Here is a 24,217-nt window from a genome sequence, read left to right as displayed (position 1 = left end):
GCACGTTATCTTTTGTTAACCGTGGGGGGATGTGGTTGGGCTGAATGATGAGATATTTGGTGGGGTGATTTGGGTTTCGGGGGTTGGTGTGCGTATCCGGTTTTTCGGTGACGTCGGCGAGGCAGCCTGCCGGCCGCCCAGGATGCTGCGATTGCACCCAATCCACTGTAGGAGCGAGCGCGCTCGCGATGGTCGTCAACGATGACGCGGGAAACCTGATACCCCGCGGTGTGCCCGCGTCCATCGCGAGCAAGCTCGCTCCTGCAGGGTTCGCGGTGAACCCTGCAGGAGCCTTTCAACTCAGGCCAGGCTTTTGCTTACCACCTCGAACACATCGCTCGACAACTGCCCCGAAGCCCGAATCCGCTCCAGCTCGCCTTTCATCAACGCCTGGCGCGCAGTGTCGTACTTGCGCCAGCGCGTCAGCGGTGCCAACTGCCGAGAAGCAATCTGCGGATTGAAGCCGTTCAACTCGATCACCAGATCCGCCAGGAAGCGATACCCGGAGCCATCCGCCGCATGGAAGTTGATCAGGTTCTGCCCGGCAAACGCGCCAATCAACGCGCGGACCTTGTTCGGGTTCTTGAGGTTGAACGCAGGATGCTGCATCAACTGGCGAACCCGTTCCAGGCCGCCCGGCAAGGTGCTGCCCGCCTGAACGCTGAACCACTGATCCATGACCAGCGGGTTGTCGCTGAAGTGTGCGGCGAAACCGGCCAGGGCCTTGGCTTTCTGCTCCTCGAACGGCGAATTGACCAGCACCGCCAGCGCGGTCAAACGCTCGGTCATGTTGTCGCAGGCGTCGAACTGTTCCAGGGTCGCCGCCAGCACTTCGGGCTTGCCGCTGAGCATCAGGTACGACAGCGCGATGTTCTGCAGCGCACGACGGGCGAAATGTTCCGCTTCGGCCACGTACGGGGTTTTCTTCGACAGGTCGCGGTTGGCCTGGTAACGCAGCCACAGGCCTTCGAACAACGCATCGGCCAGTTGCTTGCGGGCAAACTCGCGGGCGATGTGAATGGCGTCGACATCGGCCACTTCGCTGATTTCGGTCAGGTAGGCTTCGCTTGGCAGCGAGAGCATTTCGGCGACCATTGCCTGATCCAGCGATTCATCCGACAACACCGTGCGCAGAGCCGACACCAGACGCTGGTCGAGCACCAGTGTCTCGCCCTTCTGCTGCTGGGCAATCAGCTCCTGCAGCACCTGCACCGAGAGTTGCTGGCCGGCATCCCAGCGGTTGAAGCCGTCGCTGTCGTGCTGCATCAGGAACATCAACTGGTCGCGGTTGTACGGGAAGCTCAGTTTCACCGGCGCCGAGAAGCCACGCAGCAACGAAGGGAGCGGTTGTTCGGCAATGTCGACGAAGGTGAAGGTCTGCTCGGCCTCGGTCACCGAAATCACCCGAGAAGTGCCTTGTGCCGACGCTTCACCGGCCAGACGCAGGGCAATTTCACCACCCTTGCTGTCGAGCAGGCCGAGTGCGACCGGGATCACGAACGGCAGTTTTTCCACCTTGTCCGGGGTTTGCGGGCAGCTCTGGCGGAAGGTCAGGCTGTAGGTTTTCGCCGCCGCGTCAAAGGACTCGCTCACCGCCAGACGCGGTGTGCCGGCCTGGCTGTACCAGCGCTTGAACTGGGTCAGGTCGACACCGTTGGCGTCTTCCATGGCCTTGATGAAGTCATCGCAGGTCACGGCCTGGCCGTCATGGCGTTCGAAGTACAGGTCGCTGCCTTTACGGAAGCCATCGGCGCCGAGCAGGGTGTGGATCATGCCGACCACTTCCGAGCCCTTCTCGTACACGGTCAGGGTGTAGAAGTTGGAGATCTCGATGAAGCTGTCCGGCCGGACGGCGTGGGCCATGGGACCGGCGTCTTCGGCGAACTGGTGGGTGCGCAGGTAGGCGACGTCCTGGATGCGCTTGACCGTGGCCGAGTTCATGTCGGCGGAAAAGCCCGAATCGCGGAATACCGTGAAGCCTTCCTTGAGCGACAACTGGAACCAGTCGCGGCAAGTCACGCGGTTACCCGACCAGTTGTGGAAGTATTCGTGGGCGACGATGGCCTCGACCCGTTGGTGCGCGGCGTCGGTGGCGGTGTCGGCCTTGGCCAGCACGGCGCTGGAGTTGAAGATATTGAGGCCCTTGTTCTCCATGGCGCCCATGTTGAAGTCGTTCACGGCGACGATCATGAAGATGTCCAGATCGTACTCGCGGCCGTACACCTCTTCATCCCAGCGCATGGACTTCTTCAGGCTGTCCATGGCGTGCTGGCACTTGTCGATGTTTTCCGGCTCGACGTAGATGCGCAGCGCCACGGTGCGCTCGGTCATGGTGGTGAACGTGTCTTCGACGCACCACAGGTCACCGGCCACCAGCGCGAACAGGTACGCCGGCTTCTTGAACGGGTCTTCCCAGGTGGCCCAGTGCCGGCCGTCTTCGCCGGGACCACTGGCGATCGGGTTACCGTTGGACAGCAGCACCGGATAGCTGTGCTGTTCAGCCACCACGGTGGTGGTGAACTTGCTCATCACGTCCGGGCGGTCGAGGTAATAGGTGATCTTGCGGAAGCCTTCGGCCTCGCACTGGGTGCAGAACATGGTGCCGGACTTGTACAGGCCCTCCAGCGCCGTGTTGGTTTCCGGATGGATGCGCACGCTGGTGTCGACCGTGAAGGTGGCGCTGGTCGGGTGCAGCGTCAGGTGGTTCTCGGTCAACTGGTAGTCGGATTCACCAAGCTCGCGATCAGCCAGGGTCACCGACAGCAGGTCCAGTTGCTGGCCGTCCAGCACCAGCGGCGGCAGCCCCGGGCCACGCTCGGGGTTGCGGCGCATCACCAGTTGCGCATGGACCAGGCTGTGGTCCTCGAACAACTCGAAGGTCAGGTGCGTTTCGTCGATCAGGTACTCGGGTGCCTGATAGTCCTTGAGGTAAATCATCTTCGGTTGTTCGGTGCGCATGCTGGAATCCTTAACGATGCACGGCGAGTTGGTAGGCCGTGTATTTACGAATGTTGATCACGCCGGTATCGAAGATCAGGTACTGCCCCTTGACCCCCATCAACGTGCCTTCGGCAATCGGTTGCTTGTCCAGGTTGAAGCTGACGATCTTGGCCGGGTATTGCTCGATCGGGTAGCGGATTTCCAAGGGCTCGACATCGGCAATCGTCTGGATCGCCTGCAGGCCGAATCGCTCCTGCAACCCTTGCAGGCCTTCGGCACAGTTCTCGAACAACTGGTCACGAATGGCGGGCAGATCCACCGAAACCGCATCGCCCTTGAGCAAGGCACGCCAGTTGGTCTTGTCGGCGACCTGGCTGCGGAACAGGTCTTCGACGAAGCCCGATTGCTGACGGGTGGCGACGCGCATGATCGGCAACGCCTGACTGGCGCCCTGATCGATCCAGCGGGTCGGCAACTGGGTGGCGCGGGTTATCCCGACCTTCACCCCGGAAGAGTTGGACAGGTAGACGACGTGATCGGTCATGCAGAACTTCTCGCCCCACTCCGGCTCGCGGCAGGTGCCGGCGTCGTAATGGCAGCGTTCCGGGCTCATGATGCACAGGTCACACTGGGCCAGCTTGGTCATGCAGGGGTAGCAGTAACCCTGGCTGAAACTGGTTTTGGTCTTGCGTCCGCAATGGGTGCAGTGGATCGCCCCCAGGTACTCCAGGCGCACCGTGGTGCCGATCAACGGATTGACCGGAACCTCGGCATCGCCCAGACGAAATGCGTATTGCACGTTCGGCCCGTCCAGGCGTGCCGACATTTTGCTGATTGCACCGCGGCCAATCTCGATCAATGGATGGCATCCGACTTGAACAGGATATTCGGTACCTGGATCGACTTCGACGCGCACTCCTGAGGCCCCATGTAACCGGTGCGCTCTTCTTCGGGCAGGTTCTGGATTTCCCAGGCGATCATCGCCTGCAACGACAATTCACGCTGCTCGGCGGTGAGCTTGCCACCGTCGGACCATTTACCGATTTCCACCGCCAGTTTCAGGCTCTGGTAGATATCCGGGGTGATGTTCTTGATCATTTCGTTAAAAGTGGACATGGGTTCTGCGCATCCTTTAATACATAACGGGTTCAGGCGGCCAGTTTACGGCGGTTGTACAAACCACCCAACAGGCCGGTCAAGCATCCGACGAGCAACCCGCTGACGTGGGCCGCGTTGGCGATTTGCCCGAAGCCGATCATCGAGACCAGCCCGGACAGGCACAGCAGCAACCACACCAGCATCATCACCAGCACCCCTTTGGGCAGGCGATAGGCGGCGTTCGGCGCCAACAGCTGGAAAATCCAGCAATGCCCGAGCAGCCCGTAGAGCACGCCGGACAGGCCACCAAACAGGCTCGGGCCACTGAAAAGGTATTGGGTGTAGTTGGAAACCAGGCTGAACAGCAGGGTCAGGCCGATGAGGTTGATGCTGCCCTGGCGCGATTCGATGCGCCGGCCCAGCTCCCAGTACCACATGCCGTTCATCGCCAGGTGCAGGATGCCGAAGTGAATCAGCATCGGTGTGACCAATCGCCACCACTGCCCCGCCGCCATGCTGTCACCCAGGGGCCGGAAATGAAGGTACTCGCCGACAACGCGAAAATCGAGAAAGGTAAACCAGTGCATCGTGCTGAAATTATCGCCCAGCATGGTCAAGGCGCCGACCAGCGCACTGAGCAACAAAACCGCGGCCGTTGCCCTGGCATAGCGCACCTGCTGGAGGAAGCCTGGCCGCTTGACGGTTTGCGCCGCCGGGATATCCAGTTGCTGATCCGGATCGCCCGCCGGGAAGCGCTCGTACAACGCGCGCACGTCTTCGCTGATGTTGTCCGGCACCCACAGCACCTGCTCGCCCGCCTCTTCGCTGACCCGGTGCGGCACCTGCATGCGCCGCAGCAATTGCACGAAGCCGCTCAGGTCCACCGCCAAGGGCAGGCGCAATACCGCCACCGTACTCATTGCAACACCTCTGGCCGCTCGACATCGACCCAGACGAATTTATGCGGATCGAGCCGCGTTTCCTGGTCCAGTCGATAGGCAACCAGTTTGCCGTAGAGCACGGCGCTGTAGTCCAGGCAGGCCAGGTTGGGGCGAATCGGCGCCGGTTTGCCGCTGCGCCAGTAATGGCCGACAAACAGCAAGGGTTCGTCGATGCCATAACGCAGCAGGTTGTTTTTCTCGCTGGACGACAGCGGCGTCTGCGCCACCGGATCGGGCAGCGCGTCGGGCTGGAACACGATGTCGCCGTAGGTTTGCGGGTCATCTTCCCAGAATTTGGTACGGAAGAACGAACGGGTCAGACCGTCGCCGCTGGTCATGGTCAGGCCATGGGGCAGGCGCATGTCGGTGCCACGCAGCAGGCGATCGAACACCGTGGAGGCAAAACTGCCGGGCATGGCCGATTCCTGGAGGAAATGCTCATCGACACAACCATTGGGGAACAACGCCCGCAGCGGTTCGATCAGGCCGGCGTCCCAACAGGCATGCACCACCCGGAAACGCCCGGCGTCGACGAACAGCGGCAGTTCATAGAACCATTGCTGGAAGTCGTGCCAATCACCTGGATGGTTTTCGAATTGGGTCAGGGTTTCATGCAGCAGACGGGCATGGCGCGGGGTGTGTTCGCGCACGAATTGCTTGCCGCTGCCCGGCAGCGCCGGCGTGGCCCAGCCCAGTGCGTTGAACTCATGGTTGCCCATGATGCACAGCGCCTGACCGGCCTCGACCATGTCATGGACAATGTGCAGCGCCTCGCGAATCCGCGGGCCGCGGTCGATGATGTCGCCAACGAACACCGCCATGCGCGAGGCATGACGCCAGACGCCGCCGTGTTTGTGATAACCGAGCCGGTCGAGCAGATGCTCAAGGGTCAGAGCGCAACCGTGCACGTCACCGATCAGGTCGTAGCTACGCGCGGGATCGAGCATCAGTCGCCTCCACCGCCCAGCTTGCTGCCCCAGCCGAGCTTGGTCCGGCAGACTTCATAGTAGTTGTGGTCCAGCGGATGGATCAGCCGCAACTTCTGGGCCTTCTTGCTGACGGTGATGGTGTCGCCGGGCGCACAGGTAAAGTGGTTCTGGCCGTCACACGAGACTTGCGGGTAAATCTGCATATCCTTGGACACGACGATTTTCAGCTCACTGTTGCCATCGACCACAATCGGTCTACCCGACAACGTATGGGGGTACATCGGCACAATTACAATGGCGTCGAGCTTGGGATGCATGATCGGGCCACCGGCGGACAGCGCGTAGGCCGTGGAACCGGTCGGCGTGGCGACGATCAGGCCGTCGGCCTTCTGGCTGCAGACGAACTGGCCGTCGATGTACAGCTCGAACTCGATCATCCGCGTGGATTTACCGGGGTGCAGGACCACGTCGTTGAGCGCATCGCCCTGGCCGATGGCTTCGGCGTGGCGCCGGACTTCGGCCTGCAGCAGGAAGCGGTTTTCCACCAGATAGTGGCCGTCGAGCACCTCGGCGACCTTGAGCTCCAGCTCATCGGGGCGGATGTCGGTGAGAAACCCCAGGCTGCCCCGGTTGATGCCGAGCACCGGAATATTGTGCCTGGCCAGCGCCCTGGCCGCGCCGAGCAGGCTGCCGTCACCGCCGACCACAATCACCATGTCACACACTTCGCCGAGCATCTTGCGCGACGAGGTTTGCAGGCCGTGGCCCGGCAGGACTTCGGCGATGGTGTCTTCGAGGATCACATGCAGGTGACGATCGAGCAGAAACCGTTTCAGTCGGCGGACGGTATCCAGCACCTGGGAGCTGCCCAGGCGTCCGATGATGCCGATATTACGAAATTGCTCCATGGGGTCCCTAAACTCTGCGACGGCGAAAGGCACGATTATGGGCGAAACCGGGGGATAGACAAAATCCTTTCAGCGCCAGGGATGTACTCCTGTTTGAGGCTATGCTCGCAAGATGATCCTATTTCCAGATTTATCGCAGTTACCCCACCAGTTGCGCCACCCCGAAGTGCGCGACCTGGCGTGGGTCATCCTGGCACCGCCGATGCTTGTCGACACCCCTTGGCCGCAACGCCATCCGCTGGCCGGCAGCGACTGGGTGCAGGCCCCGGAGCGTCTGGAGCAGTGGCTGCGCCGGCTGGACCAGGACAGCTACGGCCTGCTGCACTGGCTGTCCCAGGCCAGAACCCGGCGCCTGGGCCTGTACTACGAGCGGCTGTGGCAATTTGCCGTCGAACATGCCCCAGGCGTGGAGTTGATCGCCGCCAACATGCCGATCCGCCGCGAAGGCCACACCTTGGGCGAGCTGGACATGCTGCTGCGGGACCGCGACGGTGTGCATCACCTGGAACTGGCGATCAAGCTGTATCTCGGCCCGCAAAGCGGCGACGGGTGCGACGCCGCGCAGTGGCTGGGCCCGGGTTGCCACGATCGACTGGACCGCAAGTTGGCGCACCTGAGCCAGCATCAACTGCCGATTTCCGCCCGCCCCGAAAGCCGCGAGGTGCTGGCGGCGCTGGATATCCAGCATTTGAGCGCGCATCTGTGGCTCGGTGGTTATCTGCTCTACCCCTGGCCCGGGCAAGCGGCATCGCCGGCGGGCGCACACCCGCAGCACTTGCGTGGGCGCTGGCTGCATCAAAAGGATTGGCTTGAGTTTGTCGAACGGAGTCCAGCGGGGCGCTGGCAACCCCTGCCCCGCCACGCCTGGCTGGCACCGGCGCACTATCCGGCTGATCAGGCCTGGAGTGCCGGGCAGTTGGAGGCTTGGCTGACTGAGTTGTCGCCTTTGGCGCCCGCGCAGTTGCTGGTGCGCCTGACGGAAAATGCCGAGGGTGATTGGGAAGAGGCGGAGCGGTTGTTTCTGGTGGCGGATCTGTGGCCGGATGTGCCGGGGCAGGGTTGAGTCTTGGGGTGGCTGGTCAGGCCCTTTCGCGAGCAAGCCCGCTCCCACAGGGGTTTTGGGTCGTTCACAAAATCCATGGCCAACTCAAAAAGGCTGTGGGAGCCACTGTCTTCCCCCCTGCCATTCGTCACCGCCATCGCTGGCAGGCCAGCTCCCACAATGGTTTTGGGTCCACCAAAAAAACCATGACCAACACAAAACTACTGTGGGAGCGGGCTTGCTCGCGAAGGGGCCAACTCGGTCTAGATGGATAACCGCAACGCCAACGCCGCCAACGTCACCAACAACACCGGCACCGTCAACACGATCCCGACCTTGAAGTAATACCCCCAGCCGATATGAATGCTCTTGCGCTCCAGCACGTGCAGCCACAACAGCGTCGCCAGGCTGCCGATCGGGGTGATTTTCGGCCCCAGGTCGCTGCCGATGACGTTGGCATAGATCATGGTCTCCTTCACCACACCCGTCGCCTGGCTGGCATCGATCGACAACAGGCCGATCAGCACCGTTGGCAAATTGTTCATGATCGATGACAAGAGCGCCGTCAGCACCCCGGTGCCCATGGCAGCGCCCCACACGCCATAGTCGGCGAAGCCGTTGAGCCAGCCGGCCAGATACCCGGTGAGCCCGGCGTTACGCAGGCCGTAGACCACCAGGTACATCCCCAGGGAAAAGATCACGATGTGCCACGGTGCGCCCCTCATCACTTTGCGCGTGGAGATTTTGTGGCCACGGCCAGCGATGGCCAGCAGCAAGGCCGCGCACACCGCGGAAATCGCGCTGATCGGGATGCCCAGTGGCTCCAGCGCAAAACAACCCAACAGCAGAATCACCAGCACCGCCCAGCCGGCATAAAACGTCGCCTTGTCGTGGATGGCGGTTTGCGGATGTTCCAGTTGTTCAGGGTCGTAAGCCTTGGGAATGTCGCGACGGAAAAACCACATCAGCACCGCCAGGGTCGCCGCCACGCTCACCAGGTTGACCGGGATCATCACCGCGGCGTAGCGATTGAAACCAATGTGGAAAAAATCTGCGGAGACGATGTTCACCAGGTTCGACACCACCAGCGGCAGGCTCGCGGTGTCAGCGATAAACCCGGCCCCCATGACGAACGCCAGGGTCGTCGTCTTGGAAAAACGCAACGCCAGCAGCATGGAGATCACGATTGGCGTGAGGATCAACGCCGCACCGTCGTTGGCGAACAGCGCCGAAACCAGTGCGCCGAGCAGCACCATATAAGCGAACAACTTGCGCCCATTACCTCGCCCCCACCGCGCCACATGCAGCGCGGCCCAGGCAAACAGCCCGGCTTCGTCGAGCAGCAGGCTGATGATGATCAGGGCGATAAAGGTACCGGTGGCGTTCCAGATGATCTGCCACACCAGGGGAATGTCGGTCAGGTGTACCACGCCGAAAACAAGCGCCAGCGCCGCGCCGAACACAGCGCTCCAGCCAACGCCGAGGCCTTTGGGTTGCCAGATCACAAGGGTGATGGTCAGCAGGAAAATCAGTGACGCTAACAGCATGGGTATCCTTAGAGGGAATCAAATCGCGTAGCAACGGCTGAAAATGACTGTAGGAGCACTGCTTGCTCGCGATGGCAGTGCCCCATTCAACATTTATGTTGAATCAGACAACGTTATCGCGAGCAGGCCGTGCTCCTACAGGATTTTTTCAGACTTTTTTATGTTGCTCGACCCACTTCCCGTAGGCATCGATGAATTTCTGCAAAAACGGCCGCACCGACTCGGACAACTGACCGGCCTCGTCGAACGCCGAACCCGCGCCGCCCAGGTAGGCTTCCGGTTGCTGCATCATCGGGATATCGAGAAACACCGTGCACTGGCGCAGGTGGTGGTTGGCGCCGAACCCGCCGACGGCTCCCGGAGACACACTGATCACAGCGCCTGGCTTGCCGCTCCACGCGCTCTGGCCATAGGGCCTCGAGCCGACGTCAATGGCGTTTTTTAGCGGGGCCGGGATCGAACGGTTGTATTCCGGGGTTACGAACAGCACTGCGTCGGATGAGCTCACTTGTTGGCGGAAAGTGCTGTAGGCTGCCGGCGGTGAAGCACCATCGATGTCTTCGTTGTACAGCGGCAGGTCTGCGATTTCGACGATCGTCAGCTTGAGGTTGGCCGGCGCCAGATCCGCCAGCGCCAGGGCAACCTTGCGGTTGATCGATGCTTTGCGCAGGCTGCCGACCACTACGGCGACGTTATAGACATTGCTCATGGAAGACTCTCGATTGTCTGTAGGGGGAGCCTGTAGTTATAGATGATCAGACGACGATTGAGCCAGTGAACGTAGGTATATCCGCGTGCTGATTATTTTTTATTTGTAGGAAAACTTACCGTGCCGGGCAGCGGTCTACAAAAACCGCACACCCCAGCGTTTTATCTCCAGAGGTTCTAAGCAGATGGCAGCAGTACTCGTCGGTCAGTTTCATGCAAGAGACGCAGAAGGCCGCATTTATTCGGTGCATGAGTTCCAGGATTCCACGCCATCGGCGGACGGCACCACGGTCACCACCTATAAACTGGCCATTGGCGACCGCGTCAACAAGCTGGCGGACAACGAGTTTCAGTTGGTCCAGTCGGGCGTTACCCTCACCCGCGAACCGGAATCGCTTGTCGCTTCATAACTCGCCGTTATGAGCAGAAGTCATATGCGCAGACTTGGGTTAGGATTCAGGCACTGACTCCTTCACCTGCTGAACATGGACTTCACGCATGCGTTTACGCCATATCGAAGTGATCCAGGCGCTCTTGCAGACCGGTCACCTGGGCACCGCCGCCGAATGGTTGCAGTTGCCCGTGACCGAGGTCGAACGGATATTGCGCGAGGCCGAGGATCAGTTGGGTTTCATGCTGTTCTCCAGCGTGCGCGGTCGTTTGCAGGCCACGCGTGAAGCGCGGGAACTGCAAGTTGCCATCACCCCCGTCTACGACGCGTTAGAGCCGGTGCAACGCCTGGCCAGCAGTCTGCGGCAATATCTGGCGCCGCCTTTGCGCATCATTTGTACCCCGCCCCTTGCCCAGCAGTTGCTGCCGCACAGCATCGCCGCCCTGCGTCGCCGCCTGCCGGACGCGCCCTGCACCCTCCTGAGCCAACCCACCCGCGAGATCGTCAAGAGCCTGTTGCTGCGCGAAAGTGACCTGGGGCTGAGCCTGCACGATCCGGATCGTCCCGAGATCCACTGCCAGGTCATTGCCCAGGGCAAGCTGCAACTGCTGGCGCCCCATGGCTGGCTTCAACCGAAACAGAAGTACATCTCGCTGCAGGACCTGGCGGGGCAAGCGATGGTCGGACTTGAAGGTCATGACCCCCTGAGCCCGGCCCTTGAGCACAAACTGCACGCGCTGCGCCCGGCGCCGGTGATCCAGACACGGGTGCAGACTCATCAGATGATGCGCAGCATGGTCGAGGCCGGCGAAGGCCTGGCGATCGTCGATCCGTTCACCGCCCTGGGCGCCAAAGCGGCCGGGCTTGACGCGTGCCCGCTGTCCCCCGCCGTGCCGATCAGCGTCTACGCCCTGACGCTGAAAAACGCCGAGTCTTCGCCCGGCGTCAACACCCTGCTGGACATCATCACGGAACGAGCCGCGGCGATGATGGCGAGCTGATCGGGTTTTCCAGCGGATTATCGAACACGCGGTACCAGAACAGCGCCACCTCGGCGGTATTGGGGTCGATGCCGCGATAGCGCATGTGGTCAATGCCGCCGATCACATAACCGCAGCGCTCATACAGACGGCACGCGCCGAGGTTGTTGTTCTGGGTCTCGAGCATGATGCCGGGAAGTTTCTTCTTGCGACTCCAGAACTGAGCCACATCCAGCAACGCCTTGGCCACCCCGTGACGGCGTGCCGGGGCATGCACCGCCAGCTCGTCGATATGGGCAAAACCGTTCCAGTTGGTGCTGATCACCAGGTGGCCCACCGGCTCGTCGTCCAGGTAGGCCATGAAAATCGCACTGTCGGGCGCGTCGCGAAAACTGCTGAATTCTTCCGGATCGATGCCGTAGCATTTGCGGTAAGGCGTGATCGGAGTCACCCGCCACTGCTCCACCGACCGGCCGATTTCCGGTGTGCCGTAGGCCGCCACCTCAAAACTGAAATCGCTGCCCCAGATGTAGGGGGCAAAGCCTTCGTCGGCAACGCGCACCGACAACCCCGGGTGATTCGGATTCATGACGGGTTGCATGCTGGGAAAGGTCCTCATTCCTTGATGCAATCGACGGTGTAGTGCCGCCCATTGCCCTCATCTTCGTGTTGCAAGCCGTGCACATCGGCCACAAATCCTGGAAAACTGCTATCGAAGGTCCGCGCAAACGCCAGGTAATCGATGATCGAGCGGGTCGACTCGGTAAAGCGCTCGCCCGGCATGATCAATGGAATGCCCGGTGGATACGGTACCAGCATCACGGCGGCGATTCGCCCTTGCAGGGCATCGATCGACACCGCTTCAACATCGCCGCGCACCAGTTGATCGTAGGCATCGGCGGGCTTCATGGCGATCTCCGGCAGCACGGTGTACATGCGCTTGAGGTGTTTGGCCGTGGCATTGCTGCGATAGCAGGCGTGCAATTGATCGCACAGATCCCTCAGGCCCATGCCCTGATAACGTGTGACATTCTGTTGCGCCACGCACGGCAGGCAGGCCGCCAGGCTGACGTTGGCGTCGTAACTGCGCTTGAATTCCAGCAACTCGGTGAGCAGCGTGCTCCATTTGCCTTTGGTGATGCCCATGGAGAACAGCACCAGGAACGAATACAGCCCGGTCTTCTCCACCACCAGCCCGCGCTCCCAGAGGAACTTGCTGACCACGGCCGCGGGAATACCGCGTTCGCTCAGGGCGCCACCGGCAGTCAGGCCCGGCATGACCAAGGTGACTTTGATCGGATCAAGCAAGACATAATCGTCGGCCACTTCGCCAAAGCCGTGCCAGTCATGTTGCGGTTGCAGCAGCCAGTCCTGCGTCACCACCCGGTCGATGCCCTCCGCCGACGGTGGCTGCCAGATGGAAAACCACCAGTCATCCGCTGCAATGTGTTGCCGCAGGTTTGCCAGCGCCCGTCGAAAGCTCAAGGCTTCGTCGAACATTTCCTGCAACAGCGAACGCCCGGCCCCGCCTTCCATCATCGCCGAGGCCACGTCCAGCGAGGCGATGATGCCGTACTGCGGCGACGTGGAGATGTGCATCATGAACGCTTCGTTGAAGCGATCACGGTCGAGCTGTCGGGCGCCGCCGTCCTGCACGTGGATCATCGACGCCTGACTGAAGGCCGCCAGCAGCTTGTGAGTGGAATGGGTGGTGAACACCAGCGGGCTGTCCTCGGTGCGGGACGTGCCCATGCCGTAACGGCCGGCAAAAAACTCGTGGAACGCCGCGTAGGCGTACCAGGCCTCGTCGAAGTGCAGCACTTCGACGCTGTTGCCCAGTTGCTGTTTGATCAGTTCGGCGTTGTAGCACAGGCCGTCATAGGTCGAGTTGGTCACTACCGCCAGCTTGACCCTGGGCGCCCTGCCCTTGGTCAGCGGGCTGGCGTCGATCTTGGCCTGGATCGACTGCGGACTGAATTCGCTCAGCGGGATCGGCCCGATGATCCCCAGTTCGTTGCGCTCCGGGCACAGGTACAAGGGGATGGCGCCGGTCATGATGATCGAGTGCAACACCGACTTGTGACAGTTGCGGTCCACCAGCACCAGGTCGTCGCGGGCCACCATGGAGTGCCAGACGATCTTGTTGGCGGTCGAGGTGCCGTTGATGACGAAGAAGGTGTGATCGGCGCCAAAATTGCGCGCCGCCCTGGCCTCGGCCTCCGCCAGAGGGCCGGTGTGGTCGAGCAGCGAACCCAGTTCCGGCACCGAGACCGACAGATCCGAACGCAGGGTGTTTTCGCCGAAGAACTGATGGAAGGCCTGGCCTACCGGGCTTTTGTGATAGGCCACACCGCCGCCGTGACCGGGGGTGTGCCAGGAATAGTTGGAATCGGCGGTGTGCTGGACCAGCGCCTTGAAAAATGGCGGCAACAAGCCGTCCAGGTATTTGCGCGCGGCCCGCGCCACTTGCCGAGCAAGGAATGGCACGGTGTCTTCGAACAGATAGAGGATGCCGCGCAGCTGGTTGAGCTCGGCCATGGCATCGGCGGGGGCGTTTTCCAGGGTCACTTGCTCACCCAGGGCGAAGATCGGCAGGTCGGGTGCGCGCACTCGCGCCAGACCGATCAGTTCGGCCATGTTTTGCAGCAAATGAGAATGGGCGCTGGCGTCTTCCGCGGCAATCAACATGCACGACAAGCCGTGGTGAGTCGACGCAACCAGGCGCCCTTCGGTGTAGTCCATCGCCGAGACGATGCTGAAGCCCTCCTGTTCCAGCTCCCGGGCAATGCCCCGCACGCGGTCGCCGGCAACAGTGTCGGCCTTGATGTCGCGATGGACGATCAGGACCGGGAATTTCAGATCTTTATACATGAGGCTCAGTGTCCTGAGGCGGCAAGCCAGAGCCTGCCAATCACCTCAGGGTAGAGGGTTGGAGCGAATGTGGCGAGTGTGATGCCCTGAAGCGGGCCGGTGCATGCACCAAGCTGATGCAAAAAAGTTCATTCGGCGCCCATCCTTGTGGCGAGGGAGCTTGCTCCCGTTCGGCTGCACAGCAGTCACCAACCTGCAGATGCGGTGTTGCAGAAACAAACGCGGAGGCCGCTTCGCGACCTGACGGGAGCAAGCTCCCTCGCCACAGAAAATCTTCTTGAACTGCGCTTCAGGCCTGCGCTTGCGCCTCGGCTTCAGCCTCGGCCAATTGCAACCACAACGCCGGTGCCCCTGCGGACTTGCTGATGATCTCCAGGCGTGCCGCGTGTCGGGCCATGTCGTCTTCGCTGGCGTAGATGATACGGGTCGGTTTGCGATCGGCGGGCAGGCGACGGATTTCCGTTGCCGAGTTGTCTGCACCCTCGCCCGAACCGTTGCCATCGGAGGCGTTGCCGGCCAGGGACAGGCTGGTCTGGCCGCCGGTCATGGTCAGGTAGACGTCGGCAAGGATCTCGGAGTCGAGCAAGGCGCCGTGCAGTTCACGGCCGGAGTTGTCGACGCCGTAGCGTTTGCACAGAGCGTCGAGGCTGTTGCGCTGCCCCGGGTGACGTTCCCGGGCCATCATCAGGGTGTCGAGGATGGTGCAGTGTTGCGTGATGTCCGCACGATCGTGCTGGCCCATCAGGGCGAATTCGTTGTTGATGAAGCCAACGTCGAACGCCGCGTTATGGATGATCAGCTGCGCGCCCTTGATGAACTCGAAGAACTCTTCGGCCACCTCGGCGAAACGCGGCTTGCCCACCAGGAATTCGTTGGTGATGCCGTGGACGCCGATGGCGCCTTCATCACTTTCACGGTCCGGTTGCAGGTAAACGTGAAAATGGCGGCCGGTCAGGCGCCGACCGATCAGCTCGACACAACCGATTTCGATAATCCGGTGGCCGTCGGTCACCGGCATGCCGGTGGTTTCGGTATCGAGTACAACGGATCTGGTGGCCATCAGTGCTCAGCTCTCAACGGGTCATTCTTGAAAAAGCGGCGATATTAACACGGGTACTGTGTGTTTCAGGCCTGCTTGTACCCGCGCACTTCATCCACCCCGCGGTTGGCCAGTTGGTCGGCGCGTTCGTTGCCGTGGTGGCCAATGTGCCCGCGGACCCACTTCCACGTGACGTTATGGCGATTGACTTGCTCGTCGAGCAGTTTCCACAGGTCGGCATTTTTCACCGGCTCCTTGGAGGCAGTTTTCCAGCCGCGTTTTTTCCAGTTGTCCATCCACTCATTGATGCCTTTCATCACGTACTGGGAGTCGGTGACCAGCAGTACGTCGCAGGGGCGCTTGAGTTCTTCCAGGCCGCGGATGGCGCCGAGCAGCTCCATGCGGTTATTGGTGGTGTTGGCTTCGCCGCCCCACAGTTCCTTCTCGACGCCCTTGCAGACCAGCAACGCGCCCCAGCCGCCAGGGCCGGGGTTGCCTTTGCAGGCGCCATCGGTGAACAGTTCTACGCTATCGCTCATGCCAATCTATCCAGAAAATTCGTTGGCTCGTCGATCATGGATCGACAACGCCCGAGACCGGGGTAACCCCGGCCGCAAATATAAAAGAAGGTTTACGGTTCGATGCGGCGGCGATTGACCTTGGCCATCGGCAAGGGAATCAGCTTGCCCATCGGTTCGCGGCGCTCCTGGCGGACTGGCCGCAGCCCGACCACGATCTTGCGCGCGACCAATAAATAGAAGCCACCGCCGGACAACTGCCAGTGGCCGGCCATGCGCTCCCAACCTGCCAGACGGGTTTGCCAGGCCGGGGAAGCCAGCGGCGGACGATAGCACCCGAAGCGGCGTTTCTCCAGCGCGAAGCCCAGCAGGTTGAGCCAGTCGGCCACCCGCGACGGCGAAATGCAGCGCGCCTGGCGCAAGGCGTCATGGGCAAATACGTGACGCAAGCCCCAACTGCTCCAGGGGTTAATCCCGATGATCAGCAGATGCCCGCCCGGGCGCACACTGCTGGCCGCTTCGCGCAGCAAGCCGTGGGGCGACAGGCAGAAATCCAGGCCGTGCTGCAACACCACCACATCGGCCGCATGTTCGCTCAAGGGCCAGGCCTGTTCCTCACACACGATCTCGACCCCCGGCAACGGCGCCCCCAGGCGCACATTGCGCTGCACCTGCGGCGCCGAAGGCGGCGTCTGGGCCGACGGACCGTAATGCACCAGATAGCCGCCGAAGAAGCGGCCAAGCTCCTCTTCGAGCATGCGCCGCTCTTCATCGAGCAAAAACTGCCCCAGTGGGCCGGACAGCCACTCACGGGCCGCGCTGATCAACGCGAGCCAGTCAGGGTCGGCTTGAGCGAACGCTTTATCGGTCATTGCATTCTCCAACGCGCCAGGAAGTTCTAAGATGCGCCATTGTTTCCCGCTTGGCGAATCCGACGATGATACAGATCAGTGCCCTGCCTGCCTTTACCGACAACTACATCTGGTTGTTGCAAGACCCCAACACTCGCCGCTGCGCGGTCGTTGACCCGGGTGATGCCGCGCCGGTCCAGGACTGGCTCGAAGCGAATCCCGGTTGGGTATTGAGCGATATTCTGATCACTCATCACCACCATGACCATGTCGGCGGCGTCGAACAGCTCAAGAAAGCGACGGACGCGAAGGTCTACGGACCGGCCAGCGAAACCATCCCGGGGAGGGACATCGCGCTCAAGGATAACGACCGTATCCAGGTGCTGGGCCATGACTTCGAAATCATCGCCGTACCCGGCCATACCCTGGGGCATATTGCCTATTATCACCACGGCCTGCTGTTCTGCGGAGACACCCTGTTCGCCGCCGGCTGCGGTCGCCTGTTCGAAGGCACGCCGCAACAAATGTATAGCTCGCTGTCCCGTCTCGCGGCGCTGCCCGAAGACACTTTGGTGTACTGCACCCACGAATACACCCTGAGCAATCTGCGCTTCGCTGCGGCGGTGGAGCCCGGCAATCAGGACACCCTCGAACGCCTGGCCAACGTGATCGACCAGCGCGAGGCCGGGGTCATCACGTTGCCCTCCACCATCGCCCTGGAGAAGCGTACGAACCCATTCCTGCGCACCGCCGAAACATCCGTTAAAGAAAAAGCGGACGAACGGACCGGCACCGATAACTCTGCGCCCGATATGGTTTTTGCGGCGCTCAGGGGCTGGAAAGACAAGCTCTGAAGGACTGGCACGATGGTGCGAAATCCATGAATGGTTGACCGCGGGGGGTACGCTTTCTAGAATCGCCCGACATTTTTGCCCGGAACTTACTTCCAGCCAATGTCGTCATCCATTCGAAATGCCATCAGTTCGGACGCGTTAACCCGCCTGGCGCAAGCCATAGCGGTGGCTGTGTCCGCGACATTGGCGGGCTGCTCAAGCCATGTGCCGCAAACCGAAGCGACGCACACTCCGAATATTGCCGCGCGTGCCAAGCAGAAGCCCGTCTGGCTCAGCGAAAAGCCGAGCCCGCAGATTCCGCAGGACGTCTGGGAGCGAATGCGCCAGGGCTTCCAGTTGCAGGACGGCCTGGGCGTCAACCCACGCATCGAGCAGCAGCGCCTGTGGTTCGCCAGCAATCCCTCTTTCCTTGAAAACGCCGGCGAACGCGGCAGCCTCTACATTCATTACATCGTCGAACGCCTTGAAGAACGCAACATGCCGCTGGAACTGGCGCTGTTGCCAGTGATTGAAAGCGCCTACAACCCCATGGCCTATTCCCGGGCCGATGCGGTTGGCCTTTGGCAATTCATTCCCTCCACCGGGCGCTACTTCAACCTGCGTCAAACCCGCTTTTATGATGGCCGTCGCGACATCACCGCTTCCACCACCGCCGCGATGGACTACCTGACCCGCCTGCACGACATGTTCAACGGCGACTGGCTGCTGGCCCTGGCGGCCTACAACGCCGGCGAAGGCACGGTCAGCCGGGCCATCGAGCGCAACGAAAAGCTCGGCCTGCCGACCGACTACTGGAACCTGCCGCTGCCCGCCGAAACCCAGGCCTACGTGCCAAAGTTGCTGGCACTGTCGCAAGTGGTCATGGCGCCGGAAGCCTACGGCGTGAACCTCAACCCGATCGCCAACGAGCCGTATTTCCAGGTCGTCGAAATCAACCAGCGCATGGACCTGTCCAAGGTTGCCGCGGTGGCCAACATCGACGAAGACGAACTGTTCCAGCTCAACCCGGCGTTCAAACAGCGCACCACCATCGACGGCCCACAGCATCTGCTGGTGCCGACGTCCAAGGCACAACTGCTGACGACCAGCCTGCAGACCATGCGGCCGGAAGAGCTGATCAGCAAAAAGCCGCTCAAACCGGTATTCGACGGCGCCGACGACACTCAGGTGGCGAGCGTCAAGCGCAACTACAAGGTCAAGCGCGGTGACAGCCTGGGCACCATCGCCAAGGCCAACAACGTCGATATCAAGGATCTGCAACGCTGGAACAAGCTCAGCGGCAAGAACCTCAAGCCGGGCCAGACACTGGTCATGCAGGACACCAGCAAGCGTAGCTCCGGGCGCATCAACACCGTGGTGGCGGCCAACGCCAGGACCAAGGGTGACGCCAAAAAGCCGCAGTCCAAATACAAGGTTCAGCAAGGCGACTCGCTGTACATCGTGGCCAAGCGTTTCAACGTTGAAATGCAACACCTCAAGCGCTGGAACCCCCGAGTGGGCCAGGCGCTGAAGCCGGGACAGATGTTGACCGTCTCCAACCCGCATTAACAATGAGCCCCTCGATCGAGGGGCTTTTTAATGCAAGCTGAGAACCGGTATGGCTCCTGTGGCGAGGGAGCTTGCTCCCGCTCGGCTGCACTGCAGTCGTAAATCCGGTGGATGCCCTTTGATTGGAAGACGCAGGGGCCGCTGCGCAGCCCAACGGGAGCAAGCTCCCTCGCCACGGAATGGGTTTGACAGGCCTTTCTCATTGGCAATTGACCACGCATTAATTCCCCGTCTTTTTCCTGTCCATACAAGCTGTTACTGTACGGGCCACAAAGCCCAAGCCGCCTGGATCGGATTCCTTACTTGAAGCGTGCCCTCCTCTCGCTCCTGATCAGCCTGGCCTTGAGCTCCACCGCAAGCGCGACGATCAGCGAAAGCCATGGTTATGCGCAGTTCGGCACGCTCAAGTACCCGGCCAGATTTACCCACTTCGACTGGGTCAACCCGCAAGCGCCCAAGGGCGGTACGTTGCGGGTGATGGCGTTTGGCACCTTCGATACGCTCAACCCCTATACCTTCAAGGGCACCAGCCCCGTCACCACGCCCAACTTCCTGCAATACGGCATCAACGAGCTCAACGAGCCGCTGATGGTGGGCACCGGCCAGTACGCGCCGTCCGGCGATGAACCGACGTCCAGCTATGGCCTGATCGCCCAGTCGGTCGAGTACAGCGAGGATCGCAGCTGGGTGGTGTTCAACCTGCGCCCCGAGGCGCGCTTCCACGACGGCACGCCGATCACCGCGTACGACGTGGCGTTCTCTTACCGCCTGCTGCTCAAGGAAGGCCATCCGCAGTACCGCACCAGCCTGCAGGAAGTCTTGCGGGTCGACATCCTCAATCCGCAACGCATTCGCTTCGTGTTCAAGCGCGCCGGCAATCCCTTGCTGATCCTGCGTCTGGGCGAGTTGCCGGTGCTGCCACAGCATTACTGGAAAGGCCGCGACTTCAAGGCCACCACCTTCGAGCCGCCGTTGGGCAGCGGACCGTATCGCATCACCTCGGTCACGCCGGGACGGCAGATCGTCTTCGAACGGGTCAAGGACTATTGGGGCAAGGACCTGCCGGTCAATCGCGGCAAATACAATGTCGATCGCATGGAAGTCGAGTTCTACCGCGACAGCGATGTGGGGTTCGAGGCGTTCAAGGCCGGTGAATTCGACATCTATATCGAGCATCAGGCGAAGAACTGGGACACCGGCTACAACTTCCCGGCGATCCGTCGCGGCGACGTGATCAAGGCGCAGATCCCGCACCAGATCCCGACCCAGACCCAGGGCCTGTTCATGAACAGCCGCCGCCCAACGCTGGCCGACACCAAGGTCCGTGAGGCGCTGGGCCTGATGTTCGACTTCGAGTGGACCAACCGCACCCTGTTCAGCGGCGCCTATAAACGCGCCATGAGTTACTACCCCAACAGTGAATTCTCCGCCACCGGCCTGCCGGTCGGTCATGAATGGCTGCTGCTCAAGCCCTATCGCGACCAGCTCCCCGCCAAACTGTTCACCGAGCCGTTCAGCCTGCCCCAGACCCAAGGCCAGGGCATCCCCCGGGACACCCTGCGCCAGGCCCTGGCGCTGCTCGCCGAAGCCGGCTGGAAGCTCAACGGCCAGCGCCTGCAGAATGCTGCCGGGCAGCCTCTGCGGCTCGAGATCCTGCTGGTCAACCCGAACCTGGAGCGTATTCTTCAGCCCTACGTCGAGAACCTCACCAGCATCGGCATCGACGCCCGACTGCGCACGGTGGATCGCGCCCAGTACAAACAGCGCCTCGATCAGTTCGACTTCGACATGATCCTGATGACCCTCAACCAGACCCTCAGCCCGGGCCTGGAACAGTGGCAGTACTTTCACTCCAGCCAGGCCACGGTCAAAGGCAGCAAGAACTACGCCGGCATCGCCAACCCGGTGGTCGACCAATTGCTCGACCAATTGCTCGCGGCCAAGACCCGGGACGACCAGGTCGCCGCCGGCAAGGCCCTGGACCGGGTGCTGCTGTGGCAGCACTACATCATTCCCAACTGGTACCTCAATTATCACCGCCTGGCGTACCGCAACCGGTTCGCCTTCGTCACCACGCCGCCCTACACCCTGGGCTTGAGCGCGTGGTGGTTGAAATCTTCGGAGAAAGATCGATGAAACCCATCAGCGCCCTGCTGTTGCAGGCCAGCGCCCTATTGTTCGCCGGGCTGGCCTGTGCCGCCCCGCAACACGCCCTGACCCTGTACAACGAGCCGCCCAAATACCCGGCCGACTTCAAGCACTTCGACTACGTCAACCCGGACGCGCCCAAGGGCGGGATCTTCCGTCAGGCCGGCTTCGGTGGTTTCGACAGCCTAAACCCGTTCATCAGCAAGGGCGTGTCGGCCAACGACGTCGACCTGATCTACGACACCCTGGCCAAGCAGGGCCTGGATGAGCCCTTCACCGAATACGGCCTGATCGCCAGCAAGATCGAAAAAGCCCCGAACAACGATTGGGTGCGCTTCTACCTGCGGCCCGAGGCCCGGTTCCATGACGGCCACCCGGTGCGCGCCGAAGACGTGGTGTTCAGCTTCCAGACCCTGATCAAGGACGGCGCACCGATGTACCGCGGCTACTACAACGACGTCGAGGACGTGGTCGCCGAAGATCCGCTGACCGTGCTGTTCAAGTTCAAGCACAGCAACAACCGCGAACTGCCGTTGATCCTCGGCCAGTTGCCGGTGCTGCCCAAACACTGGTGGGCGAACCGCGACTTCAACAAGGGCAACCTCGAAATGCCGCTGGGCAGCGGGCCGTACAAGGTCACCGAGGTCAAGGCCGGTCGCTCCGTGCGCTATGAGCGGGTCAAGGACTATTGGGGCAAGGACCTGCCGGTCAACCGCGGCTTCTACAACTTCGATGTGATGACCACCGATTACTACCGCGACAACACCGTGGCGCTCGAAGGCCTCAAGGCCGGGCAGTTCGACTACTGGCTGGAGATGACCGCGAAGAACTGGGCCAATGCCTACAACATTCCGGCCGTCACCGAAGGCCGGCTGATCAAGGAACAGATCCCCAACGGTAACCCCACCGGCATGCAGGGCTTCGTGTTCAACCTGCGCCGTCCGGTGTTCCAGGATGTGCGCGTGCGCCAGGCCCTGACCCTGTTGCTGGACTTCGAATGGACCAACAAGCAACTGTTCAACAGCGCCTATGCGCGCACCCGCAGTTATTTCGAGAACTCGGAAATGGCCGCCACCGGCCTGCCGGATGCCGATCAACTGGCGATCCTCGAGCCGTTTCGCGGCAAGATTCCCGAGCAGGTGTTCACTGAAGCCTTCCAGAACCCGGTCACCGATGGCAGCGGCATGATCCGCACCCAGCAGCGCAAGGCCTATCAGTTGCTGCAAGAGGCCGGCTGGCGCATTGTCGACGACAAGATGGTCGATGCCACCGGCAAACCGGTGACCATCGAATTCCTGCTGGCCCAGACCGAGTTCGAGCGTGTGTTGCTGCCGTTCAAGCGTAACCTGAGCGACCTGGGCATCGACCTGGTGATCCGCCGGGTCGACGTCTCACAGTACGTCAACCGCGTGCGCTCCCGGGACTTCGACATGATCGTCGGCAGCTTCCCGCAGTCCAATTCGCCGGGCAACGAACAGCGCGAATTCTGGATGACGGCGGCCGCCGACAAGCCTGGCAGCCGCAATTCCATGGGCCTCAAGGACCCGGTGGTGGACCAGTTGGTCGAACAGCTTATCAATGCCGATTCGCGCAAAAGCCTGGTGGCCCATGCCCGGGCACTGGACCGTGTGCTGCAATGGGGCTATTACGTGATCCCCAACTGGCACATCAAGACCTGGCGCGTGGCGTACTGGAACCACATCGGCCACCCCAAGGTCTCGCCTAAATATGACATTGGCACGGCAACCTGGTGGGTCAAGCCCGACGCCAAGCCGGCCATAGAGATCGAAACCAAATTGCAAGCCGACCCTGCGGGCACGGAGTAATCAGATGCTGGCGTATATTTTTCGGCGACTGCTGCTGATCATCCCGACCCTGTTCGGCATCCTGCTGATCAACTTCGTGATCATCCAGGCCGCGCCCGGCGGGCCGGTGGAACAGATGATCGCCAAGCTCGAAGGCTTCGAAGGTGCCACCAGCCGCATTGCCGGCGGCGGTGCCGAAGTGTCGGTGGCCGGTTCCGCCTATCGCGGCGCCCAGGGCCTGGACCCGGCGCTGATCAAGGAAATCGAACACATGTACGGCTTCGACAAGTCGGCGCCGGAACGCCTGTGGATCATGGTCAAGAACTATGCGGCCCTGGATTTCGGCGACAGTTTTTTCCGCGATGCCAAGGTCATCGACCTGATCAAGGAAAAGATGCCGGTGTCGATCTCCCTGGGACTGTGGAGCACCCTGATCATGTACCTGGTGTCGATCCCCCTGGGGATTGCCAAGGCTACACGGCATGGCAGCCACTTCGACGTCTGGACCAGTTCCCTGATCATCGTCGGCTATGCGATCCCGGCGTTCCTGTTCGCCATCCTGTTGATCGTGGTGTTTGCCGGCGGCAGTTACCTGGACTGGTTTCCGCTGCGGGGCCTGACCTCCAACAACTTTGACGAATTGAGCATGGGCGGCAAGATCCTCGACTACTTCTGGCACCTCGCGCTGCCGGTGACCGCCCTGGTGATCGGCAACTTCGCGACCATGACCCTGCTGACCAAAAACAGCTTCCTCGATGAAATCAACAAGCAATACGTGGTGACCGCCAAGGCCAAGGGCCTGACCAACCATCGCGTGCTCTACGGCCACGTGTTCCGCAATGCCATGCTGCTGGTGATCGCCGGTTTCCCGTCGGCGTTCATTGGGATTTTCTTCACCGGCTCGCTGCTGGTGGAGGTGATCTTTTCCCTCGACGGCCTGGGTCTGATGAGTTTTGAAGCAGCGATCAACCGCGATTACCCGGTAGTGTTCGGCACGTTGTTCATCTTCACCCTGTTGGGGCTGGTGGTGAAACTGATCGGTGACCTGACCTACACCTTTGTCGATCCGCGCATCGACTTCGAAAGCCGGGAGCATTGA

The 24,217-nt window shown here is 61.4% G+C and carries 21 protein-coding genes; 8 read left to right on the top strand and 13 right to left on the bottom strand.

Annotation, left to right across the window (positions count from 1 at the left end; translation table 11 throughout):
- Positions 1–300 precede the first annotated feature (300 nt).
- The 6 genes from pepN to B0W55_RS14145 are packed head-to-tail and all read right to left on the bottom strand — an operon-like array spanning position 301 to position 6,816.
- On the bottom strand, positions 301–2,958 hold the full coding sequence (gene pepN / locus B0W55_RS14170) for an aminopeptidase N (protein WP_077046602.1): 2,658 nt from the start codon (positions 2,956–2,958) through the stop codon (positions 301–303).
- A 10-nt stretch (positions 2,959–2,968) separates the two neighbouring features.
- On the bottom strand, positions 2,969–3,799 hold the full coding sequence (locus B0W55_RS14165) for a DUF2797 domain-containing protein (RefSeq protein ID WP_077046601.1): 831 nt from the start codon (positions 3,797–3,799) through the stop codon (positions 2,969–2,971).
- Positions 3,796–4,056: a YeaC family protein gene (locus B0W55_RS14160; RefSeq protein WP_077046600.1), complete on the bottom strand. Its 261-nt coding sequence runs from the start codon at positions 4,054–4,056 to the stop codon at positions 3,796–3,798. Before B0W55_RS14160 ends, B0W55_RS14165 begins: the two co-directional genes overlap by 4 nt.
- Before the next feature lie 32 nt (positions 4,057–4,088).
- Positions 4,089–4,958, bottom strand: a complete 870-nt coding sequence (locus tag B0W55_RS14155; protein WP_077046599.1) for a rhomboid family intramembrane serine protease — start codon at positions 4,956–4,958, stop codon at positions 4,089–4,091.
- Positions 4,955–5,926, bottom strand: a complete 972-nt coding sequence (locus B0W55_RS14150) for a metallophosphoesterase (protein ID WP_077046598.1) — start codon at positions 5,924–5,926, stop codon at positions 4,955–4,957. The genes B0W55_RS14155 and B0W55_RS14150 overlap by 4 nt, the downstream gene beginning before the upstream one ends.
- Positions 5,926–6,816, bottom strand: coding sequence for an NAD(+) kinase (locus B0W55_RS14145; RefSeq protein ID WP_077046597.1), 891 nt, complete (start codon positions 6,814–6,816; stop codon positions 5,926–5,928). Before B0W55_RS14145 ends, B0W55_RS14150 begins: the two co-directional genes overlap by 1 nt.
- A 112-nt stretch (positions 6,817–6,928) precedes the next feature.
- On the opposite strand from B0W55_RS14145, the gene B0W55_RS14140 reads away from it, so the two are divergent.
- Positions 6,929–7,879 (top strand): DUF1853 family protein, encoded by a 951-nt coding sequence (locus tag B0W55_RS14140; protein ID WP_077046596.1) that lies wholly within the window; start codon positions 6,929–6,931, stop codon positions 7,877–7,879.
- A gap of 242 nt (positions 7,880–8,121) precedes the next feature.
- Here B0W55_RS14140 and B0W55_RS14135 read toward each other — a convergent pair whose 3' ends face one another.
- A complete protein-coding gene (locus B0W55_RS14135) occupies positions 8,122–9,405 on the bottom strand; it encodes an arsenic transporter (RefSeq protein ID WP_077046595.1) in 1,284 nt (427 codons plus the stop codon).
- Between the two features lie 148 nt (positions 9,406–9,553).
- Positions 9,554–10,114, bottom strand: a complete 561-nt coding sequence (locus B0W55_RS14130) for an NADPH-dependent FMN reductase (protein ID WP_077046594.1) — start codon at positions 10,112–10,114, stop codon at positions 9,554–9,556.
- A 184-nt stretch (positions 10,115–10,298) separates the two neighbouring features.
- Here B0W55_RS14130 and B0W55_RS14125 point away from each other — a divergent pair, with 184 nt between their 5' ends.
- Positions 10,299–10,523: a hypothetical protein gene (locus B0W55_RS14125; protein WP_077046593.1), complete on the top strand. Its 225-nt coding sequence runs from the start codon at positions 10,299–10,301 to the stop codon at positions 10,521–10,523.
- An 88-nt stretch (positions 10,524–10,611) separates the two neighbouring features.
- Positions 10,612–11,505: a LysR substrate-binding domain-containing protein gene (locus tag B0W55_RS14120; protein ID WP_077046592.1), complete on the top strand. Its 894-nt coding sequence runs from the start codon at positions 10,612–10,614 to the stop codon at positions 11,503–11,505.
- On the opposite strand, the gene B0W55_RS14115 is transcribed toward B0W55_RS14120, so the two are convergent.
- The 5 genes from B0W55_RS14115 to B0W55_RS14095 form a co-directional block, all read right to left on the bottom strand.
- Positions 11,471–12,085: a GNAT family N-acetyltransferase gene (locus tag B0W55_RS14115; protein WP_077046591.1), complete on the bottom strand. Its 615-nt coding sequence runs from the start codon at positions 12,083–12,085 to the stop codon at positions 11,471–11,473. The genes B0W55_RS14120 and B0W55_RS14115 overlap by 35 nt on opposite strands.
- A 14-nt stretch (positions 12,086–12,099) precedes the next feature.
- On the bottom strand, positions 12,100–14,355 hold the full coding sequence (locus B0W55_RS14110; RefSeq protein WP_077046590.1) for an Orn/Lys/Arg decarboxylase N-terminal domain-containing protein: 2,256 nt from the start codon (positions 14,353–14,355) through the stop codon (positions 12,100–12,102).
- 289 nt (positions 14,356–14,644) lie between these two features.
- On the bottom strand, positions 14,645–15,415 hold the full coding sequence (gene dnaQ, locus B0W55_RS14105) for a DNA polymerase III subunit epsilon (RefSeq protein WP_077046589.1): 771 nt from the start codon (positions 15,413–15,415) through the stop codon (positions 14,645–14,647).
- A gap of 65 nt (positions 15,416–15,480) precedes the next feature.
- Complete coding sequence (rnhA, locus tag B0W55_RS14100; RefSeq protein ID WP_077046588.1) at positions 15,481–15,933, bottom strand: ribonuclease HI; 453 nt, start codon at positions 15,931–15,933, stop codon at positions 15,481–15,483.
- Between the two features lie 92 nt (positions 15,934–16,025).
- The gene (locus B0W55_RS14095; RefSeq protein ID WP_077046587.1) at positions 16,026–16,784 is read right to left on the bottom strand and encodes a methyltransferase domain-containing protein; all 759 of its coding nucleotides are present in this window, start codon (positions 16,782–16,784) and stop codon (positions 16,026–16,028) included.
- 65 nt (positions 16,785–16,849) lie between these two features.
- Between B0W55_RS14095 and gloB the strand changes: the two genes are divergently transcribed.
- From gloB to B0W55_RS14070, 5 genes are all read left to right on the top strand, one after another.
- On the top strand, positions 16,850–17,617 hold the full coding sequence (gene gloB / locus B0W55_RS14090; protein ID WP_077046586.1) for a hydroxyacylglutathione hydrolase: 768 nt from the start codon (positions 16,850–16,852) through the stop codon (positions 17,615–17,617).
- Positions 17,618–17,716: 99 nt separating this feature from the next.
- A complete protein-coding gene (locus B0W55_RS14085; protein ID WP_077046585.1) occupies positions 17,717–19,165 on the top strand; it encodes a transglycosylase SLT domain-containing protein in 1,449 nt (482 codons plus the stop codon).
- Positions 19,166–19,492: 327 nt separating this feature from the next.
- On the top strand, positions 19,493–21,301 hold the full coding sequence (locus tag B0W55_RS14080; RefSeq protein ID WP_371807269.1) for an extracellular solute-binding protein: 1,809 nt from the start codon (positions 19,493–19,495) through the stop codon (positions 21,299–21,301).
- Positions 21,298–23,139, top strand: coding sequence for an extracellular solute-binding protein (locus B0W55_RS14075; protein ID WP_077046583.1), 1,842 nt, complete (start codon positions 21,298–21,300; stop codon positions 23,137–23,139). The genes B0W55_RS14080 and B0W55_RS14075 overlap by 4 nt, the downstream gene beginning before the upstream one ends.
- Before the next feature lie 4 nt (positions 23,140–23,143).
- A complete protein-coding gene (locus B0W55_RS14070; protein WP_077046582.1) occupies positions 23,144–24,217 on the top strand; it encodes a microcin C ABC transporter permease YejB in 1,074 nt (357 codons plus the stop codon).

The organism is Pseudomonas sp. KK4 (assembly GCF_001984065.1).
GTDB lineage: Bacteria > Pseudomonadota > Gammaproteobacteria > Pseudomonadales > Pseudomonadaceae > Aquipseudomonas.
The sequence above is the reverse complement of the archived record's forward strand: the minus strand, read 5'-3'. Positions and strand labels throughout refer to the sequence as shown.

What these genes read in the sequence shown, in the direction of transcription:
- pepN (WP_077046602.1), bottom strand. Translation starts at nt 2,958, where the DNA reads ATGCGCACCGAACAACCGAAGATGATTTACCTCAAGGACTATCAGGCA.
- B0W55_RS14160 (WP_077046600.1), bottom strand. Translation starts at nt 4,056, where the DNA reads ATGTCCACTTTTAACGAAATGATCAAGAACATCACCCCGGATATCTAC.
- B0W55_RS14155 (WP_077046599.1), bottom strand. Translation starts at nt 4,958, where the DNA reads ATGAGTACGGTGGCGGTATTGCGCCTGCCCTTGGCGGTGGACCTGAGC.
- B0W55_RS14150 (WP_077046598.1), bottom strand. Translation starts at nt 5,926, where the DNA reads ATGCTCGATCCCGCGCGTAGCTACGACCTGATCGGTGACGTGCACGGT.
- B0W55_RS14145 (WP_077046597.1), bottom strand. Translation starts at nt 6,816, where the DNA reads ATGGAGCAATTTCGTAATATCGGCATCATCGGACGCCTGGGCAGCTCC.
- B0W55_RS14140 (WP_077046596.1), top strand. Translation starts at nt 6,929, where the DNA reads ATGATCCTATTTCCAGATTTATCGCAGTTACCCCACCAGTTGCGCCAC.
- B0W55_RS14135 (WP_077046595.1), bottom strand. Translation starts at nt 9,405, where the DNA reads ATGCTGTTAGCGTCACTGATTTTCCTGCTGACCATCACCCTTGTGATC.
- B0W55_RS14130 (WP_077046594.1), bottom strand. Translation starts at nt 10,114, where the DNA reads ATGAGCAATGTCTATAACGTCGCCGTAGTGGTCGGCAGCCTGCGCAAA.
- B0W55_RS14125 (WP_077046593.1), top strand. Translation starts at nt 10,299, where the DNA reads ATGGCAGCAGTACTCGTCGGTCAGTTTCATGCAAGAGACGCAGAAGGC.
- B0W55_RS14120 (WP_077046592.1), top strand. Translation starts at nt 10,612, where the DNA reads ATGCGTTTACGCCATATCGAAGTGATCCAGGCGCTCTTGCAGACCGGT.
- B0W55_RS14115 (WP_077046591.1), bottom strand. Translation starts at nt 12,085, where the DNA reads ATGCAACCCGTCATGAATCCGAATCACCCGGGGTTGTCGGTGCGCGTT.
- B0W55_RS14110 (WP_077046590.1), bottom strand. Translation starts at nt 14,355, where the DNA reads ATGTATAAAGATCTGAAATTCCCGGTCCTGATCGTCCATCGCGACATC.
- dnaQ (WP_077046589.1), bottom strand. Translation starts at nt 15,415, where the DNA reads ATGGCCACCAGATCCGTTGTACTCGATACCGAAACCACCGGCATGCCG.
- rnhA (WP_077046588.1), bottom strand. Translation starts at nt 15,933, where the DNA reads ATGAGCGATAGCGTAGAACTGTTCACCGATGGCGCCTGCAAAGGCAAC.
- B0W55_RS14095 (WP_077046587.1), bottom strand. Translation starts at nt 16,784, where the DNA reads ATGACCGATAAAGCGTTCGCTCAAGCCGACCCTGACTGGCTCGCGTTG.
- gloB (WP_077046586.1), top strand. Translation starts at nt 16,850, where the DNA reads ATGATACAGATCAGTGCCCTGCCTGCCTTTACCGACAACTACATCTGG.
- B0W55_RS14085 (WP_077046585.1), top strand. Translation starts at nt 17,717, where the DNA reads ATGTCGTCATCCATTCGAAATGCCATCAGTTCGGACGCGTTAACCCGC.
- B0W55_RS14075 (WP_077046583.1), top strand. Translation starts at nt 21,298, where the DNA reads ATGAAACCCATCAGCGCCCTGCTGTTGCAGGCCAGCGCCCTATTGTTC.
- B0W55_RS14070 (WP_077046582.1), top strand. Translation starts at nt 23,144, where the DNA reads ATGCTGGCGTATATTTTTCGGCGACTGCTGCTGATCATCCCGACCCTG.